At 73.5% G+C, this 18,010-nt stretch carries 17 protein-coding genes; 6 read left to right on the top strand and 11 right to left on the bottom strand.

The window, feature by feature from the left end:
- Positions 1-394: 394 nt before the first annotated feature.
- The 3 genes from ACIRG6_RS21785 to ACIRG6_RS21775 all read right to left on the bottom strand — a co-directional run bounded on the left by ACIRG6_RS21785 (position 395) and on the right by ACIRG6_RS21775 (position 3,219).
- The gene (locus tag ACIRG6_RS21785) at positions 395-778 is read right to left on the bottom strand and encodes a DUF3037 domain-containing protein (RefSeq protein ID WP_189231128.1); all 384 of its coding nucleotides are present in this window, start codon (positions 776-778) and stop codon (positions 395-397) included.
- Positions 775-1,530, bottom strand: coding sequence for a HipA family kinase (locus tag ACIRG6_RS21780; protein ID WP_365022279.1), 756 nt, complete (start codon positions 1,528-1,530; stop codon positions 775-777). Before ACIRG6_RS21780 ends, ACIRG6_RS21785 begins: the two co-directional genes overlap by 4 nt.
- Before the next feature lie 138 nt (positions 1,531-1,668).
- Complete coding sequence (locus tag ACIRG6_RS21775; RefSeq protein ID WP_403324132.1) at positions 1,669-3,219, bottom strand: MFS transporter; 1,551 nt, start codon at positions 3,217-3,219, stop codon at positions 1,669-1,671.
- 125 nt (positions 3,220-3,344) lie between these two features.
- Between ACIRG6_RS21775 and ACIRG6_RS21770 the strand changes: the two genes are divergently transcribed.
- The 3 genes from ACIRG6_RS21770 to ACIRG6_RS21760 all read left to right on the top strand — a co-directional run bounded on the left by ACIRG6_RS21770 (position 3,345) and on the right by ACIRG6_RS21760 (position 6,024).
- Positions 3,345-4,955, top strand: coding sequence for an amidase family protein (locus tag ACIRG6_RS21770; protein ID WP_403324131.1), 1,611 nt, complete (start codon positions 3,345-3,347; stop codon positions 4,953-4,955).
- A gap of 102 nt (positions 4,956-5,057) precedes the next feature.
- On the top strand, positions 5,058-5,504 hold the full coding sequence (locus ACIRG6_RS21765; protein WP_403324129.1) for a Rieske (2Fe-2S) protein: 447 nt from the start codon (positions 5,058-5,060) through the stop codon (positions 5,502-5,504).
- A gap of 52 nt (positions 5,505-5,556) precedes the next feature.
- Positions 5,557-6,024 (top strand): pyridoxamine 5'-phosphate oxidase family protein, encoded by a 468-nt coding sequence (locus tag ACIRG6_RS21760; RefSeq protein ID WP_403324126.1) that lies wholly within the window; start codon positions 5,557-5,559, stop codon positions 6,022-6,024.
- On the opposite strand, the gene ACIRG6_RS21755 is transcribed toward ACIRG6_RS21760, so the two are convergent.
- Positions 5,990-6,937, bottom strand: a complete 948-nt coding sequence (locus ACIRG6_RS21755) for a LysR family transcriptional regulator (RefSeq protein ID WP_350718378.1) — start codon at positions 6,935-6,937, stop codon at positions 5,990-5,992. The genes ACIRG6_RS21760 and ACIRG6_RS21755 overlap by 35 nt on opposite strands.
- Positions 6,938-7,011: 74 nt before the next feature.
- Here ACIRG6_RS21755 and ACIRG6_RS21750 point away from each other — a divergent pair, with 74 nt between their 5' ends.
- A complete protein-coding gene (locus tag ACIRG6_RS21750) occupies positions 7,012-7,983 on the top strand; it encodes a DMT family transporter (protein WP_403324122.1) in 972 nt (323 codons plus the stop codon).
- A gap of 232 nt (positions 7,984-8,215) precedes the next feature.
- On the opposite strand, the gene ACIRG6_RS21745 is transcribed toward ACIRG6_RS21750, so the two are convergent.
- Positions 8,216-9,547, bottom strand: coding sequence for an aminotransferase class I/II-fold pyridoxal phosphate-dependent enzyme (locus ACIRG6_RS21745; RefSeq protein WP_403324119.1), 1,332 nt, complete (start codon positions 9,545-9,547; stop codon positions 8,216-8,218).
- 35 nt (positions 9,548-9,582) lie between these two features.
- Between ACIRG6_RS21745 and ACIRG6_RS21740 the strand changes: the two genes are divergently transcribed.
- Complete coding sequence (locus ACIRG6_RS21740) at positions 9,583-10,269, top strand: pyridoxamine 5'-phosphate oxidase family protein (RefSeq protein ID WP_364685095.1); 687 nt, start codon at positions 9,583-9,585, stop codon at positions 10,267-10,269.
- 69 nt (positions 10,270-10,338) lie between these two features.
- Here the strand turns inward: ACIRG6_RS21740 and ACIRG6_RS21735 are convergent, their stop codons facing one another.
- The 4 genes from ACIRG6_RS21735 to ACIRG6_RS21720 form a co-directional block, all read right to left on the bottom strand.
- Positions 10,339-11,280 (bottom strand): DMT family transporter, encoded by a 942-nt coding sequence (locus ACIRG6_RS21735; protein WP_364685093.1) that lies wholly within the window; start codon positions 11,278-11,280, stop codon positions 10,339-10,341.
- Positions 11,281-11,467: 187 nt separating this feature from the next.
- Complete coding sequence (locus ACIRG6_RS21730) at positions 11,468-12,472, bottom strand: EamA family transporter (RefSeq protein WP_318217656.1); 1,005 nt, start codon at positions 12,470-12,472, stop codon at positions 11,468-11,470.
- Positions 12,473-12,593: 121 nt separating this feature from the next.
- On the bottom strand, positions 12,594-13,133 hold the full coding sequence (locus tag ACIRG6_RS21725) for a Clp protease N-terminal domain-containing protein (RefSeq protein ID WP_364685091.1): 540 nt from the start codon (positions 13,131-13,133) through the stop codon (positions 12,594-12,596).
- 386 nt (positions 13,134-13,519) lie between these two features.
- Positions 13,520-14,161: a PadR family transcriptional regulator gene (locus ACIRG6_RS21720; protein ID WP_364685089.1), complete on the bottom strand. Its 642-nt coding sequence runs from the start codon at positions 14,159-14,161 to the stop codon at positions 13,520-13,522.
- A gap of 164 nt (positions 14,162-14,325) precedes the next feature.
- Here ACIRG6_RS21720 and ACIRG6_RS21715 point away from each other — a divergent pair, with 164 nt between their 5' ends.
- Positions 14,326-15,135 (top strand): PhzF family phenazine biosynthesis protein, encoded by an 810-nt coding sequence (locus ACIRG6_RS21715; protein WP_403324115.1) that lies wholly within the window; start codon positions 14,326-14,328, stop codon positions 15,133-15,135.
- A 40-nt stretch (positions 15,136-15,175) separates the two neighbouring features.
- Here ACIRG6_RS21715 and ACIRG6_RS21710 read toward each other — a convergent pair whose 3' ends face one another.
- Together ACIRG6_RS21710 and ACIRG6_RS21705 are read right to left on the bottom strand one after the other, a co-directional pair.
- Positions 15,176-16,003, bottom strand: coding sequence for a CPBP family intramembrane glutamic endopeptidase (locus ACIRG6_RS21710; RefSeq protein WP_364685085.1), 828 nt, complete (start codon positions 16,001-16,003; stop codon positions 15,176-15,178).
- An 82-nt stretch (positions 16,004-16,085) separates the two neighbouring features.
- Positions 16,086-17,603: a glutamate-cysteine ligase family protein gene (locus ACIRG6_RS21705; RefSeq protein ID WP_239770196.1), complete on the bottom strand. Its 1,518-nt coding sequence runs from the start codon at positions 17,601-17,603 to the stop codon at positions 16,086-16,088.
- Between the last annotated feature and the right edge of the window lie 407 nt (positions 17,604-18,010).

Here is an 18,010-nt window from a genome sequence, read left to right as displayed (position 1 = left end):
AACGGCTTCGGCGGAAACGGCCAGGGGAAACGGCCTGGGCGGAGGCGGTCCGGGCGGGAACGGCCAGGGTGGCAACGGCCTGGGCCGGGTCGACGCCGCCGGGGAGGCCGACCGCGGGGCGGCCGGTGGGGCGTCGCCCCGGCGGAACTCGTTCCCGACGGTCTCGGCGACCGCCGCACCGCGTCCCGCCCGCACCACCGCCGTATCGGGTCCCGCGACCTCCCCGGCCGTCACGCCGACACTCGGCACCCGGGGCGGACCGGGCGCTGCCTCGGGTACCGGGCCGAGCGGCGGGGACGTCGGCATCGGCGCGCTGCGTGGCGAGCGCCGCGCTCGCCACGGCCTATGTGCTGAGGCGCCGCCGACGCGACTGCCCCCCGGGCACGCGGGCCGCCTACCGCACCAGCAGGCCGAGGAGCCGTTCCGTCTCGGCGGCCGGGTCGGTCGTGAGGCCGGTGTGCACGGGGCCCGGCTGGACGATCGTGGAGCGGGGGGCGATCAGCCAGCGGAAGCGGCGGCCGGGGTCGTCGGGGGCCGCCTGCCCCGCCGCGGTCCCGCCGGCGCACACACCCTCGACGGCGCGCAGCGCGGCGCGCACGCCGGGCAGGTCCACGTGCGGGTCGAGGGCGAGCAGCCTGCCCTCGTCGAGATGGGTGCGGGCACCGACGTAGGACTCGGCGCGGCAGTACACGAGCACTCCCGCGTTGACGCACTCCCCGCGCTCGATCCGCGGCACGACACGCAGCAGCGCGTACTCGTAGACGTGGCGGTCGTTCACCGGCCCCCCTCGATGCGGTCGTGGATCGTGGCGGCCCGCGCGAGCAGCGGCCGGGCGTAGGCCCGCCTCAGGTCGTCGGGCGTCGCGAAGCCGGGCTCGTCCGTCAGCCAGACGTCCGGGATCTCGGCGGTGACCTCGGCGAGGAGTTCCTCGGTGACGAGGGGCGCGAGCGCGGCGGCGGCCGAGCGGACGTCGGGCGCGAACGGCGCGAGGGCGTGGTCGCGGGCGTCGTAGGGACGGGCGGCCGAGGCCTCGGCGCCGGGCCAGTTGTGGTGCCAGATCATGGTGGCGCCGTGGTCGACGAGCCACACGTCGCCCCGCCACCGCAGCAGGTTCGGGTTGCGCCAGGACCGGTCGACGTTGTTCACCAGCGCGTCGAACCACACGATCCGCCCGGCCTCCTCCCGGCTCACCTCGAAGGCCAGCGGGTCGAAGCCGAGCGCGCCGGAGAGGAAGTCCATGCCGAGGTTGGTGCCGCCGCTGGACTTGAGGAGTTCCTGCACCTGCTGGTCCGGTTCGCCGAGCCCCAGCACCGGGTCGAGGTGGACGGTCACCAGCCGCGGCACCCGGAAGCCGAGGCGGCGGGCGAGTTCGCCGCAGACCACCTCGGCGACGAGTGTCTTGCGGCCCTGCCCCGCGCCGGTGAACTTGAGGACGTACGTCCCGAGGTCGTCGGCCTCGACGAGCCCCGGAAGCGAACCCCCCTCACGCAGGGGCGTGATGTAGCGGGTCGCGGTGACCTCTTTCAGCATTCTCCCGGGCCATCCGTCTCTTCAGCCGTGCAGCCGTCACAGGCCGTCGGCCCCTTGCTTCCGGCCTCGGGCATGAAGTGAGCATAGTAACCGAGGGTGATCACCGGCGAGGACGGTGCGCGTGGGCGCCGAGCCCCCTCACCGGCCCGCCCCGCTCCCGCGCCGCCCGTCCTCCTGCCGCTGCCGCCGGGAGGCGTCCGGCCCGGGTTCCAGAGGCGGGCAGGTGAGGGAGAGGTGGGAGCGGCAGACGGGACGCGGGGCGGTCTCGACCCGGTGGCGTACGTGCCGGGGCCGCACGAACAGGGCAGCCGTCGCCGAGGCGGCGAGGAAGAGCACGACGGTCACGACGGCGGCGCGGTGGAAGGAGCGGTTCACCGCGGCACCGGAGGTGTAGGCGTCGCCGGAGAGACCCACCAGGAGCGGCAGCGCGGCGACGATCAGCAGTTGGGCCACGCGTGCCGCGGTGTTGTTCACCCCGCTCGCCAGCCCGGCGTGCTCGGCGTCGACGGAGGCCAGGACGGTCGCCGTGAGCGGCGCCACGAACAGGCTCATGCCCAGGCCCATCACCAGTACCGCAGGGAGGATGTCCGGTACGTAGGCGGAGTCGGGCCCGACCCGGAGCAGCAGCGACGCTCCGGCCGCGGCCACCAGTGGCCCCGCGATCAGGGGAACCGCGGGCCCGATGCGCTTGGCCAGTGCGCCCGTCCGGGCGGAGAGCAGGAGCATCAGCACGGTGATGGGCATCGTCGCGAGGCCGGCCTGCAGCGCGTCGTACCCGAGCGCCGTCTGCAGTTGGACGGGCAGCAGGAACAGGACTCCGCCGATGGCCGCGTACAGAAACACCGTCATCCCGTTGGTCGCCGAGAAGAGCCGGGAGGAGAACAGGGAGAGCGGCATCATCGGGGTCCTCGCCCGGCGTTCGACCCCGAGGAAGGCCGCCCCGGCGGCTGCGGCGACCACCGCCGCGAGCACGACGCGGACGGCCGGGCTGCCCGACGAGGCACTGATCAGCGCATAGCTCACGCCGCCCAACGCCACGGCCGCGAGACACGCGCCCAGCGTGTCGAAGGGCCGTCCGGCCGCGGCGGGGTCACGGCTCTCCGGTACGAAGGCGACGGCGATCAGCACGACGGCGACCGCGATGGGCACGTTGATGAGGAAGATCCACCGCCACCCCGGCCCGTCGATCAGCCACCCGCCGAGGAACGGGCCGAGGGCGCCCGCCACACCGGTCAGGCCGGACCAGGCTCCCACCGCACGCGACTGGTCGTCGGGATGGAAGGACGCCCGTACGAGCGCCAGCGAGCCGGGGGTGAGCAGCGCGCCGCCCACGCCCTGGAGGGCCCGCGCGCAGATCAGCACGTACTCGTTGGGCGCGACGCCGCACAGTGCCGAGGCCCCGGCGAACCAGGCGACGCCCAGCAGCAGGGTGCGCCGTCTGCCCATCCGGTCGCCGAGCGCGCCGCCCCAGAGGATCAGCGCGGACAGCGTCAGCATGTAGGCGTTGACGACCCACTGGAGCACGGACAGCGAAGCGCCGAGGTCACGCCCCATCCTGGGCAGGGCCACATTGACGACCGTGCCGTCGAGCATGGCCATGCCGGACGCGAGCACGACACAGGCCATGACCCAGCGCCCGCGCGCCGACGCCAGACGCAGACCGTCCGCGCCGTCTCCGTTTCCGCTCACGCCTCCAGCCTGCCGCCGACTGCCAGCAAGCGCTCGCGGGAAGCGGCAAGGGGCGTCATCGGACCGGCGGCGGCGAAGTGGCGGCCTCTTGCGCCGCGATGAACCCATGCAGTGGGCTGTCGCCCATGAGCAGAAGAAGCCTCGCGCTACTGACCACTGCCCTGGTGATGCCCGCCCTTCTGGCGGGCGCGCCCGGCCACCGCGCCGAAGCCGCCGAACCGGGTGCCGGCGGCTCCCCCGGACCTTCCGCAACGCCCCTGCCCCGGGGAGTGGACCTCGACACGGTCACCATCCCCGAGTTACAGGCGCGCATGAACCGCGGGTCACTCACCTCCTCGGCACTGACCCTGGAGTACCTCCGACGGATCAAGGCCATCGACCCGAAGATCAACGCGGTGCTGCGCACCAGTCCGACCGCCCTGCGTCAGGCCGCTGCCAGCGACGTCCGGCACCGGCTCGGCAGGACCCGCGGCCCGCTCGACGGCATCCCCGTTCTGCTGAAGGACAATGTGAACACCCGCGACATGCCGACGACGGCCGGGTCGACGGCCCTCGCCGGCAATCCGCCGGACAAGGACGCGGATCTGGTCCGCAGGCTGCGGGAGGCGGGCGCGGTGGTCCTCGGCAAGGCCAATCTGTCCGAGTGGGCCAACTTCCGCGCGGCGAAGCCGACCTCGGGCTGGTCGGCGGTGGGCGGCCAGACGAACAACCCGTACGTCCTGGACCGCAATCCGTGCGGATCGTCCTCCGGCTCGGCCGCCGCGCTCGCCGCGTCGTTGACGCAGGTGGCGATCGGCACCGAGACGGACGGCTCCATCGTGTGCCCGGCCGGGATGAACGGAGTGGTGGGACACAAGCCGAGCCTCGGCCTGGTCAGCCGGTCGGGCGTCGTCCCGATCTCCGCCGAGCAGGACACGGCGGGCCCCATGGCACGCACCGTGGTCGATGCCGCGCTCACCTTCTCGGTGCTCAGTGGTCACCGCACCGCCGGCACCTCCGGCCTCGTGGACGCGGCCACGCGCCCCGGCGCTCTGCGCGGCAAGCGGATCGGGCTGTGGCGGCTGCCGTCACTCGGCACCTCGGTGGACGCCCTGATGACCCGCACCGCGGCGGACCTGCGTGCCGCGGGGGCCCAGGTCGTCGAGGTGACGCCGCCCTACCAGGACAGACTCGCCGCACTCGAATTCCCGGCGCTGCTGAGCGAGTTCCACCGGGGCATCGACGCCTACCTCGCCACCCGCGGCGGGCCCCGCGACCTCGCCGAGCTGATCGAGTTCAACCGCACGCACCCGGCCGAGCAGACGTGCTTCGCCGGCCAGGAACTGTTCGAGCAGGCCCTGGCCGCGCCGTCGACCACCGACCCGCGCTACCGGGCCGTGCGAGCCGAGCTGCGGGACCTGTCCCGGCGGTCCATCGACGAGACGATGGACGCTCACGACCTGGACGCCATCGCTTCCCCCGCGAACCCGCCCGCGTGGACGACCGACTGCGCACGCGGCGACAACGACGTGATCCCGTCCTCCACCCCGGCCGCCGTCGCCGGGTACCCCTCGCTGTCCGTGCCCGCCGGGTTCGTGGACGAGTTGCCGGTCGGGCTGCTGCTGATGGCCGGCGACCATGAGGACGCCGATCTGCTGTCGCTGGGCGCGGCGGTGGAGCACCGGCTGGACGCCTGGCGGGCTCCCCGTTACCTGCCCTCCGTACCGGCCGGCGCGGCCCCGCGAAACGGCCGGTGACAACGGACCCGACGGCATCACGACAGGACTGAACAGCACGTGCCCCGCGGCCGTACCTCTCGGCAGATCACGCATCCAGCCCCGGAAGGGAACGTCATCAGCATGACCAGCGCATCGTTTCACCCCGCGTCGGGACCGGCTCGTCGTACGGTCGTGGCGGCGGCCGGGGCCGCGGGACTCGCCGCCGCCCTGACCGCGTGCGGCGGTTCCGACGACGACGCGTCGAGCGAGTCCGCGACCGGCGGCGAGAACGCCGGAGCCGGTGGCGCGCTCGCGGCGACCGCGGACATACCTGAAGGGGGCGGGAAGGTCTTCGCCGACCAGAAGATCGTGGTCACCCAGCCCACGGCGGGCGAGTTCAAGGCCTTCTCGGCCGTCTGCACCCATCAGGGCTGCGCCGTGAAGGACGTCTCCGACGGCGTCATCAACTGTCCCTGCCACAACAGCAAGTTCTCCATCACGGACGGCAGCGTGCAGGGCGGCCCGGCCCCCGAGCCGCTGCCCGCCGTGCAGATCACGGTCAGCGGGGACTCGATCAAGCGGGCGTGAGGGCAGCAGGGGACACACGGTCGACCGACACGAGGTGTGAAGAAGGGATCGCATGACCGTCGCGCAACGCCGGGGCCGGAAGATCATGATGACGCCCGGTGAGCTGGACGCGTTCCTCACCGTCCAGCGCACCTGCCGGGTCGCCACGGTCTCGGCGGACGGCGCGCCGCACGTGAGCACGCTCTGGTTCGCCTGGGACGGCTCCTCGATGTGGCTGTACTCGGTCGTGCGCAGCAGGCGCTGGGCGGACCTGCGGCGCGACGCGCGGGTGGCGGTCGTGGTCGACACCGGGGAGGAGTACGACGAGCTGCGGGGCGCGGAGCTGTCCGGCCGCGTTGAGTTCGTGGGCGAGGCACCGCGCACCGGCGAGCTGTGCGCCGAACTGGACCTTCCCGAGACGCTGTTCGCGCGGAAGAACTTCGGCCTGGACGAGATGCCGCACGACGGCCGCCACGCCTGGCTGCGGCTGACGCCCGAGAAGATCGTCACCTGGGACTTCCGCAAGCTGTCGTCCCTGTAGGACGGGAGGGCCGGCCGAGCCGTCCCGCCGCCGCCCGCAGCGCCTCCACCGCCGCCCGGATCGACGGGCGGCGGTCGGCGTCCGCGCGCCAGACGACGTACACGTGCCGGCGCGCCCGCTGACGCAGCGGCACGGTGACGACGCCGGAGGGCATCGGATGGCGCCCGAGGAGCGGGGCGATGCACACCCCGAGCCCCGCGGCGACCAGGCCGAGCTGGGTGTGGGTCTCGGCGGCGCGGTGGCCGATGATCGGTTCGATGCCCTTCGAGCGCAGTGTGAACATCAGCCACTCGTGGCAGAACTCGCCCTCGGCCCACGTGATCCACTCGTCCTCGGCGAACTCGGCGAGGTCCACCTCGTCCCGTCCGGCGAGCCGGTGGCCGGCCGGCATGGCCACGTCCGCGGGGTCGTCCAGGAGCGGCGCCTTGACCAGGCCGTCGGGCAGCGGCATCGGCTTGTTGTACCAGTCGAGCACGACGGCCAGGTCGAGGTCGCCGCGCACCACTCCCCGGATGCCGCGTTCCGGTTCCAGTTCGCTGGAGCGGATGCGCAGCGCGGGGTGCTCGGCGCGCAGGGCGGACAGTGCGGCGGGGAACAGCCCGCGGGCGGCGGTCGGGAACGCCGACAGCCGGAGCTCGCCCACCACCTGCCCGCGGTGGGCCTCGAGGTCGGACTGGGCGAGCTCGACCTGGGAGAGGATGCGCGCCGCGTGCTCGGCGAGGAGGCGGCCCGCGTCCGTCAGCCGCACGCCCCGGCCGTTCTTGGCCAGGAGCTGCTGGCCGACCTCGCGCTCCAGCTTGGACATCTGCTGGGAGACGGCCGAGGTGGTGATGTGCAGGCCCTCGGCGGCCCCGCTGACCGATCCGTGCCGGGCGAGGGCGTCGAGGGTGCGCAGGCGCTCCAGGTTCAACATATAAGCGATGCTACGATATACCGGGCGTCAAATATCGATTGTGCTACGAGAAAAGCTGCAGCATCGTTGCCTCCATGAGCAGCGTCACGTCCTCCCCCGCACCCCTCCGGGTCCGCCGCGTCCTCGACTGGCGGCTGCGCTTCGGCGTCCTCGCCCTGATCTGGGGTTTCAGCTTCCTCTTCATGAAGGTGGGCACGGAGAGCTTCGCCCCGTTCCAGGTCACGCTGGGCCGGCTGGTGTTCGGTACGGCGGTGCTCGCCGTGGTGATGGCGGTGAAGCGGGAGCGGCTGCCGCGCGGGGCGCGGACGTGGGCGCATCTGGCGGTCGCCGGTTTCCTGCTCAACGCACTGCCGTTCTCCCTCTTCGCCTACTCCGAGCTGACGATCCCGTCGTCCCTGGCGGGCATCTGCAACGCGACCTCGCCGCTGTGGGGCATGGCCCTGTCGCTGGTCGCCCTGTCCGAGGACCGGCCGACCCGGCTGAGGGTGGCCGGCCTCGGCATCGGCTTCCTGGGTGTCCTGACGGTGCTGGGTGTCTGGCAGGGCTTCCACGGCCTGGACGTCACGGGCACGGCGCTGGCACTGCTCGCCTCGCTGAGCTATCCGGTCGGCTGGATCTACGTCCGCCGCACCCTGGCCGGCTCGAGCCACTCGCACCTGTCCCTGACGGGAGCGCAACTGCTGCTCGCGACGCTGCAACTGACGTTCGTGACACCGCTGTTCACCTCCGTGCCGACGCACTTCCCGGTGCTGCCCGCGCTGGCGGTCGCGGCGCTGGGCGCGCTCGGCACCGGGCTCGCCTTCCTGATCCAGTACGACCTGGTCGCCGAAGTGGGCCCGACGACGGCCCAGATGGTCACGTACTTCACCCCGGTCATCGCCACGGCCGCGGGCGTCGCGCTGCTGGGCGAGTCGCTGTCCTGGTCGACCCCGGTCGGCGCGGTCGTCGTCCTCGCGGGCGCGGCTCTGACCCAGGCGCGGCCGAGGACACCTCGCCCCGCCGAGCCGGCCCGTCCGGCCCGGGAACCCCGGAAGGCGGCGGCCTAGCCGCGCGCCGGCTGCCCGCGGCGGACGCGGCCCCGCCCCGGCCCGGACATGCGGGACCCCCTGCATTGTTCGGGATACGCCGACACAGCACCCCGGTCCGGCCGTGCGGCGCACGGCGTTGCCCCGGCACGGCCCGGACACGCGGGCCCCGGCACTGTTCAGGACCGGTCCGACGGAGCGCCGCCCGGCCCGGTCCGGCCGCGTAGCGCGTAACGCCCCGCCCCCGGACACGTCAGACGTAGTACCGCCCGGGCCCCGGCCCCAGCGCCGCCGCGACCACGTCAGCCAGGGGCCGTTCCTCTCCGTCGGCCAGGGTCGAGACGGTGATCCGGATGCCGGGCGGGGCGCCGATCCTGAAGCGGGCGCCGGGGGCCACGGCCCAGCCGGCGTGCAGCAGGCGGGCGACAGCGCCGGTCTCGTCCGGCACGGGGATCCACACGTTCATGCCGCTGCGTCCGTGCGCCTGGACACCGCGCTGTCCGAGCGCGCCGAGCAGCGCGTCCCGGCGCCGCCCGTACGCCGCCGCCACCGCGCGCGCGTCCACCGCACCCTCGGCCCACAGCTGCGCCACGGCCCGCTGGGTGATGCGGCTGACCCAGCCGGGGCCCAGCCGCTGGCGGCCGCGCACCCGGTCGAGCGTGACCGCGTCGCCGGTGAGCACGGCGAGCCGCAGGTCGGGCCCGTAGGCCTTGGCCGCCGAGCGGACGAAGGCCCAGCTGTGCGTCGTCCCGGCGAGCGGGTGCAACGGCAGGTCGACGATGTGATGGCCGTGGTCGTCCTCGATCAGCAGCGTCTCCGGGTGGTCCCGCAGGATGGACCGCAGGGCACGCGCGCGCGTGGCACTGAGCGCGGCGCCGGTCGGGTTCTGCGCTCGGTCCGTGACGACCAGCGCGCGGGCACCGGCGGCCAGGGCCCGGTGCACGTCGTCGGGCAGCGGCCCCTCGTCGTCGACGCCGACGGGGACCGTGCGCAGGCCGAGCGCGGGCACGAGGTCGAGCAGGCTGCCCCAGCCCGGGTCCTCCACGGCGACGGCGTCGCCGGGCCTCAGGTGTGCCGCGAGCACCCGTTCCATCGCGTCCAGGGAGCCGGACGTGACGGCCACGGGCCCGTCCGGCACCCCGTCGGCGTCCAGTCCGGCCCGCGCCATCCGCTCCAGCTCCGGTTCCACGGGTGCGTGCCCGTACAGCACCGGATCCCGGTCGCTCTGCTCGGCGGCCGCGGCGAACACCGGGCCGAGCGCGGGCAGCAGTGCCGGATCCGGATTGCCGCCGGACACGTCGCGCACACCCTCGGGCACCTCGACGCCGATGAACTCGCGCCCCGTGGTGGCCGGTTTCGCGCGCACCCGGCTGCCCCGGCGCCCGGCGGTCTCGATGACCCCGCGCTCCCGCAGGGTGCGGTAGGCCGCGGCCACGGTGTTGGGATTCACCCCCAGCCGCTCGGCCAACTCCCGCATCGGCGGCAGCGGTTGCCCCGGCTCCAGCTCGCCCGCGCCCACCGCGCGTTCGACGCTCGCGGAAATCTCCGCTGCACCACGTCCCGTGATCCGATACTCTCCTAGCACAAACCCGATTATGCACTAGTGCAATGGAGAGCGCCATGCAGGGGACCACGCAGACGCCGTCGCAGCCCGCCACCGCCTACTCGCCCACCGACCGCACCGTCCCCACCCGCTCCCCCGACCGGGCCTCCTACGACAAGGAGCTGGTGCACGCGATACTCGACGAGGGCTACGTCTGCCACCTCGGTTTCGTCCGCGACGGGGCCCCCGTCGTCCTGCCCACGCTGTACGGCCGGGTCGGCGAACGCCTCTACGTGCACGGCTCCACCGGCTCGCGCCCGCTGCGGATGACGGGCCAGGCGGACCCGGGCCTGCCCGTGTGCCTGACGGTGACGCACGTGGACGCGCTGGTGCTGGCCCGCTCGGCCTTCCACCACTCGATCAACTACCGCTCGGTCGTGGTGCACGGCACGGCCTACGACGTGACCGACGCGGAGGAGAAGCGCACGGCTCTGGACGCCCTGGTCGACCATGTCGTACCCGGCCGCTCGCACGACTCCCGGCCGGCCAACAAGAAGGAGCTGGCCGCCACCGCCGTGATCCGCCTCGACCTGGACGAGGTCTCCGCCAAGCTCCGCACCGGCGGCGTGAACGACGAGCCGGAGGACCTCGCCCTCCCCCACTGGGCCGGCCTCGTCCCGCTGCGCAAGGGCTACGACGCCCCGGTCGCCGACCCGGGCCTGGAGCCGGGCACCGGGCTGCCCGCCTACCTGACCGCGCCCTGATGCCGGTCCACCGGCAGGACCCGCCGCGCGAGGGTGCCGAGTGGAACCCCCGCGCGGAAGGATCCGCCGTCAGGCGAGCGCCGTGGGGGTCCGCGCCTGCCGCGCCTCCGCCACCGCGAGTCCCGCGACCGAGCCGAGCATCAGCACGGTGCCGGCCAGGGTCGCCGCGGTGAGGTGCTCACCGAGCAGGACGACGGCCAGCGCCGCCGCGCTGACCGGTTCGAGCAGCATGATCACGGACACGGTGGCCGACCGGACGACGGCCGCGCCGGCGAAGTACAGGCCGTAGGCGAGGGCGGTCGGGACGGCCGCGACGTACACCAGGAGCCACAGCAGCCGGACCGGTTCGGCGCTGTGCGGCACCAGTCCCTCGGCGAGGGCGAAGGGCAGCAGGCACAGGCTCGTGACGGCGAACGCCCCGACGGACGTGCTGGCCGCGTCCGCCGAACCGTCGCGCCCCCACCAGCGGGTGAGGAGCGTCATCGCGGAGTACCCGGCCGCCGACACCAGGGCGAGGAGTACGCCCACGGGCTCGACGGACGTGCTGCCGTCGCCGAGGACGAGCACCCCGAGCCCGGCGAGGGCGCCGACGACCGCGGCCGCCCCGCCCCCGCCCAGCCGCTCCCCGAGGGCCTGGCGCGCGCCGAGCGCGATGAACACCGGGCCGGCGCCGAGGGTGACGACGGTGGCCACGGCGAGCCCGGTCGCCTGCACCGCGGCGAAGTAGGCGGTCTGGAACACCGCGAGACCGAGGCCCGTGAGGACGGCCCGCAGCACTTTGCGGCGCAGCGGCTCCGCTACGGCGGGCCGCACCCGCGGGCGCAGCGGGCGGGCGGCGAGCAGCAGCACGAGACCGGCGGCGCAGCGCCAGAAGGACAGGGTCACGGGCCCCATGTCACTGGTCCGGTAGACCAGCGAGGCGGCGGCACCGGCAGTGCCCCACGCGGCACCGGCGACGATCAGATAGAGGAGGCCACGCCCTACGGGCAGGCCGGAGACGGCATTCGACACGAGTTCTCTCCGCAGACGCGCACGGGGCGCGGACGTCGGGGGCCACCCCTCGGACAGGGGTGGGTGGACTGGCGTCTGCGGGCAGCACCGACCGGCCCGGCTACCACGCGCCGGGCGGCTTCCGGAGGGCCCGCCTCAGGCGGCCGGAGGCGGAAGGACGAGTGCGGTCGAATGCATGATCGGCACTCTAGGTCGCCGTCCCGCGGCTGGACAACTCCCTTTCGGGCCCGCCACTGGCCACCGGGTCCGCGGAGCCCTTGGCGGGCGCCGACGACTGGGCGATGAAGGCGCCCACGAGGACCACCACGCCCCCGACGATCTGCGGCGCCGAGAGGTGTTCGCCGAGCAGGACCCAGGCCAGGACGGTCGCGATGACCGCCTCCAGGCACGCCACGACGCCCGCGACCTGCGGTGACAGGCGGCGCACGGAGAGCACGCCGGTGACGTAGGCGAGGACCGTGGCGACGAGGACGATCCAGGCGAGCAGCAGGGCGGCGGCGACGGGCGTGCCGTTCATGGGCGCGGTGTCCGCGAGGAGGGACCAGTCCATGGTCCAGGGCCGGGCGATCACGGTGAGCACGGCGGCCCCGACGAGCAGCCCGTACGCGATGACGCCCAGCGGATCGGGCGCGTCGTCGCCCGCGTCGCTGCCCTGGTCGGACAGGACGAAGTAGCCGACCTGGCAGCAGGCCGCGCCCAGCGCGAGCAGCAGCCCGAGGGCGTCGAAGCCGAGACCGGACCAGACCTCCACGACGCAGGCGAGCCCGCCGACCGCGAGGACCACGCCGAGCGCGGCCGCCCGCGTCACCGGCCGGCGCTGCACGAACCGCACCCACCCGAGGACCAGGGCGGGTGCCAGGTACTCGACGAGCAGGGCGACGCCGACGGGGATCCGGGAGAGCGCGGCGAAGTAGCAGGCCTGTACGCCCGCGACGGCGAAGAGGCCGAAGCCGGCCAGCAGCCCCGGGCGGCGGCGCAGCAGGGCGCGGTGGCGCACGGCGAGCGGCAGCATCACGAGGGCCGCGCCGGCCACCCGCAGCCAGACCACGTGGAGCGGGTCGAGGCCCGCCTCGATCAGCGGCTTGGCCGCGACACCGGAACCTCCGAAGGCGACCGCCGAGGCGAGCGCGAGTCCGAGTCCGGCGCCCTTTCCATGGCTGCCGCGAGGGCTGTCAGTCGTCTGCACCGGCACATGATGACAGGGGACGACATGACCGTCACCCCCGATGACACCTGTCTCACCGGCTGGACATGCGGCGCGAGGCCGGCCGCGGGACCGGGGTGCGGGTCAGGGCCCGGGTCAGTGCGCGGGGTCAGGGCGTCGGCTCGACGTGGTTGTCCACCCGGGCGAGGACCGCGCGGGGATCGACGGCGGCACGGCCGAGCACCTCCACGGCCCGGGCCTGCGGATCCGCGACGAGGGCGGCGAGCAGGTCGATGCCGCACGCCTCGGCCGCTCCCCGCCGGGCGGCACGGGCGCGGGCGTCCTCCATGGCCGCCGCGGCCAGCGGCGAGAACCCGGCGGCCCCGCCCACCACGGGCACGGCGCCGGAGTCCTCGACGGTGCTCTGCCAGCGCAGGCCGTATCCGATGCTGCGCTGCACGAGGTAGCCGAGCAGGCGGGCGAGCGGCGGCCCCTCACCGAGAACGGCCCGCGCCTTCGGGTCGTACTCCAGGAGCGAGTGCAGCAGGTGGGCCGTGTCGATCTGCCGGTCCCCGTCCCGCACCGCTCTGCGGCGGGCACCGGAGACCACCGGCGCCAGTTCCGCGCTGAACCGGGTGTCGGCGTCGACACCGTCCGGGCGCCGGTCGCCTTGCTCACCGGCCGACTGCCGGGGGATACGGGGTTGCACATCACCCAGCACATCAGCCCCTGCGACGCGGGGCATCCCCGAAGGGGAGCATTTCCGCGTCCCACACAGAGTGGACCCGGCGAGCCGGAATCTCCTCCTTACGGATGAGATCACGCCGTTCCTCCCCTGCGGGCGCGCGCCGCCTTGCGACACGTGCGCGGGTACAACCCCAGCGTGCCGTCGGGGGGCCGACAGGGGCATGAGGAGCAGGTGCGAGTGCCGGCTGGTGGGGCTGCCGGCGGTCGACGGCCGGCAGTACGTGCACCGGGTGTACGCCCCCGCGGACGCGGCGGTGATACGGCGGATGGACCGAACGCGACGCGTCGGCACGGGCACGGGGGCGCCCCGCGGATCACTCCGCGGGGCGCCCGGCCGTGCCGTACCGGTCAGTCCTCGTCGGCGAGGATCAGGTACAGCTTCTTGCGGGCGTCGCCGATGACGGCGAGCGCCTTCTCCCGCTGCTCCTTGCTGCCGGTCTTCCAGACCTGGCCGAAGGCCTCCATCAGACCGAAGCCGGCCTGCCGGATGTCGTTCAGCGCCTCCCAGTCGACGCCGCGGGAGGCCTCCTCCCAGGGCGCCTCGGGGCCCTCCTCGGCCGCGGTGCGGCCCGCCTCGGTGAGCGAGAAGAGCTTCTTGCCGCCCTCGCTCTCGCTGACGATCAGGCCCTCGTCCTCCAGCAGCTGGAGGGTGGGGTACACCGAACCGGGGCTGGGCTTCCACGCCCCGCCGCTGCGCTCGGCGATCTCCTGGATCATCTCGTAGCCGTGCATCGGACGCTCCTTGAGCAGGGCGAGGATCGATGCCCGTACGTCGCCGCGCCGCGCCCTCCCCCTGGGTCCGCCCCGCCCTCGGCCACCCCACGGGCCGGGACCGAAGCCCGGTCCGAAGGGACCGCCGGGTCCGCCCGGGCCGCCGGGCCCGAAGGGCCCGAACGCCGAGCGCCGGCCTTCGAAGCCGCCGTGGCCGAAGGGACCGCCCCCGCCGCGCCCGTGTCCACCGTGTCCACGCTCGTATCCGTGGGTACGCATCGCCATCACTCCATTCAGTCGTTGATCTGTCGCGATGCTTCAACGATATATCGGAAGCTGTCGGTCGACAAGCCCCTGCCGACAGCCCGACGCACCGGAAGTCGGGCCAGAACTCCCGAATTGGCCTTGGCCCGCTGCTCGGCCGGGCACCTAGCGTCAGGGGCATGCGCATCCGAATCGTCGACGCCTTCACCGACCGGCCCTTCGCCGGCAACCCCGCCGGGGTACTCCTCCTCGACGCCTTCCCGGACGACGACCGGCTCCAGAAGGTCGCCCTGGAGGTCAACCACGCCGAGACCGCGTTCGCCCACCCGCTGCCCGCGGGCGGCGAGGCCGACTGGGCGCTGCGCTGGTTCACGCCCGCCACCGAGGTCGCGATGTGCGGCCACGCGACCCTCGCCACGGCCCACGTCCTGCACACCACGGGGACCCACGAGGGGCCGGTGCGGTTCGCCACCCGCAGCGGTGTCCTGATCGCCACGCCCCGCGAGGACGGCTCGATCACCCTCGACTTCCCGACCGCACCGCTCACGCCGGTCGAGGTCCCCGAGGGCGTCGCCGAAGCGCTGGGCGCACAGCCGCACGCGGCCCTCGACACCGGTCCGGACGTGGGTGACCTGCTGGTGGAGGTCGCCGACGAGAAAACCGTCCGGGGACTGGCCCCGGACCACAAGTCCCTGGCCGCCCACTCCCGGCGCGGCATCATCGCCACGGCCCGCGCGGAGGACCCCGCCCGCGGCTACGACTACGTCTCCCGCTGTTTCTTCCCGAACGTCGGCATCGACGAGGACCCGGTCACCGGCAGCGCCCACACGGCGCTCGCGCCCTACTGGGCCGAGCGCCTGGGCAGCCCCGTCCTCACCGGCCTGCAGGCCTCGCCCCGCTCCGGCCGCGTCCGTACGGAGGTGCGCGGCGACCGCACGCTGCTGAGCGGACGCGCGGTGACGGTGATCGAGGGGGAGCTGCTGGCCTAGGACCCGCGTGGCGGGGGCGCGGGAGGCTCCCCGGTCCCCGTCACGCCGTCGGCAGCCAGTCGACCTTCCCGGCCAGCAGCGCGTAGCCCACGAAGGCCCCGATGTCGAGCAGCGAGTGCGCCACCACCAGCGGACCCACCCGGCCCCAGCGGCGGTACAGGTACACGAACACCACGCCCATCACCATGTTGCCGACGAAGCCGCCGATGCCCTGGTAGAGGTGGTACGACCCGCGCAGCACCGAACTCGCCGCCATCGAGGCGCCCCGGCTCCAGCCCAGCTGGTCGAGCCGGCGCAGCAGATAGCCGACGACGACGACCTCCTCCAGGACGGAGTTCTGCACCGCCGAGAGGATGAGCACGGGGTACTTCCACCACACCTCGGGCAGCGCCTCGGGCACCACGGTCAGGTTGAAGCCGAGCCCCCGGGCGGCCAGGTAGAACGCGATGCCGGTACTGCCGATGACGGCGGCGACGGCGGCCCCGCGAGCCAGATCCGGCCACGGGCGGGTGCGGTCGAAGCCGAGGGTGCGCAGGCTGCGGCCCTCGCGCAGCAGGAAGTGCGCGACCAGGGCGACCGGGACCAGGGCGGTGGTGATCCCGAAGAGCTGCCAGGCCAGGTCCAGCCAGGGGCGGCCGGGCGCCGCCGAGGCGTTGAGGGTGGCCGCCTGGTCCTTGAGACCGCCGGGCCGGGTGAGCGAGCCGATGAAGCTGATGAGGGCGGAGACCCCGCTCGCGCCGAGCGAGAGCGCCAGGACGAGCAGCGTCTCGTCACGCAGGATCCGCCGCGAGAGCCGCCCCTCGCGAGGGGGTTCCTCGTCGAGTGGCTGCTGAGGGAACGCATCGTCCACCGGGCCCGCCTCCGCCATGCACACCTGCCTCCAGCTGGGACGTCACAGCTTGCCCGATCAGTATGAGGCGGCGCGCGGCGGGGGCGGGCCCCGGTGAGGGTCAGCCCAGCGGCGCCGGCTCCGGCAGGCCCACCGGCCACAGGTGCACGGGGTCGCCCTGGTGCATGAGCTCGACGTAGCGCCTGGTCGTCGCGGCCAGCGCCGCGTCCCGGGACAGACCCGCCTCCAGCGCCCGGTGGAACGTGGCCGCCTGCCAGGACGCGCCGTTGACCCGGCGCCGGCACCGCTCCTCGATCACCCCGAGGTACAGGTCCCGGTCGGCGGGCTCCACGCCCCACGCGTCCAGCCCGGCCTCGGCGAGCGGCAGCAGTTCGTCGCGTACGAGGACGGCGGCGTCGACCTCGGTGGTGCCGCCGAGCCTGCCGCGCCTGGGCCACTCGAAGCGGGCGTCGATGCCGTGGCGGCACGCGGCCTCGAAGTTGGCGGCGGCGGCCTCGAACGGCAGCCGGGTCCACACCGGCCGGGGCTCCTCGGCGAGCGCGCGGACGACGCCGTAGTAGAAGGCCGCGTTGGCGATGACGTCGGTGACGGTGGGGCCGGCGGGCAGGACGCGGTTCTCCACCCGCAGGTGCGGGACGCCGTCGGCGATGTCGTAGACGGGGCGGTTCCAGCGGTAGACCGTGCCGTTGTGCAGGACGAGTTCCGCGAGCTTGGGCACGCCGCCCGCGTCCAGGACCTCCAGCGGGTCCTCGTCGTCGCAGATCGGCAGCAGTGCCGGGAAGTAGCGCCGGTTCTCCTCGAACAGGTCGTACGCCGAGGTCACCCACCGTTCTCCGAACCAGGTTCGGGGACGCACCCCCTGGGCCTGGAGCTCGGGCGGGCGGGTGTCGGTGGACTGCTGGAACAGCGGGGGCCGCGACTCGCGCCACAGCTCGCGGCCGAACAGGAAGGGCGCGTTGGCGCCGAGGGCGATCTGTGCGGCGGTGACCGCCTGGGCCGCGTTCCACACGTCGGCGAAGCGGTCCGGGGTGACCTGGAGGTGCAGCTGCACCGAGGTGCAGGCGGCCTCCGGGGCGATGGACTTGGACGTGCAGGTGAGGCGCTCGACGCCCTCGATGTCCAGCGTGAAGTCCTCGCCGCGGGCCGCCACGATCTGTTCGTTGAGCAGCGCGTAGCGGTCGACGGCCGAGAGGTTGGACGAGACCAGGTCGTCCCGGTCGAGGGTCGGCAGAATTCCGATCATCGCGATTCCCGCGTCGACCTCGCCGGCCTTCCGGTCCGCATAGGCCAGTGACGTGCGGATCTCCTCGGCGAGCCGGTCGAATACCCGGCCGCCCAATCGGTGTGGTGCGATGTTGACTTCCAGGTTGAACATGGCGAGTTCTGTTTGGAAGTCGCGGCTCGCGATGCGCTCGAGGACTTGCGCATTCAACATTTTCGGCATCCCGTCGGCGCCGACGAGATTCAATTCGATCTCCAGCCCCATCAGGTTCTTCGGACGGTCGAACCGCTTCTCCGCCAGCAGTCGCTCCAGGCCCGTCAGGCACCGCTGGAGCTTGTCGCGGTAGCGCTGGCGATCGGACAGGTCGAACTGACCTGCCACGACCTTCTCCCCCATGGAAGAGTCCCTTCTCGGAGCGGTGGGTTGAAGATCCGGCCGCCGGTGTGCCGGTCAGGTGGGATGATGCCCAGCCGAAGCGATCGATAACGTCCCCGCGCGGCCCCGGCACCCGCTACGCTGAACCGATGTGACCGGTGGCACATTCACCGGGCATGGCGCACCCCGCAGTTTCGGGGCCCGGCAACTCGTGAAAAACGCCGACGAGAATTGGCCGACCGCTCGGTGAGGATTCCCCGAGGTCAGCGCCGTGCTCCGGGTACGAAATCCGGAGGATTACCGCATTTCAACGTCCGAATGTGCCCTTGTTCTGCTTGCCGCGGACAGCTAGAGGAAACACAGTCTGAACACATGTCGTATAAACTCCGCGAACAAGGCAGAAGACCGGCGTCCACGGTCGATGGATC

Origin of the sequence: Streptomyces flaveolus, assembly GCF_044765825.1 — a bacterium.
Classification (GTDB): domain Bacteria; phylum Actinomycetota; class Actinomycetes; order Streptomycetales; family Streptomycetaceae; genus Streptomyces; species Streptomyces flaveolus.
Note: the sequence above shows the minus strand (reverse complement) of the source record. Positions and strands in the feature narration are given on the sequence as shown.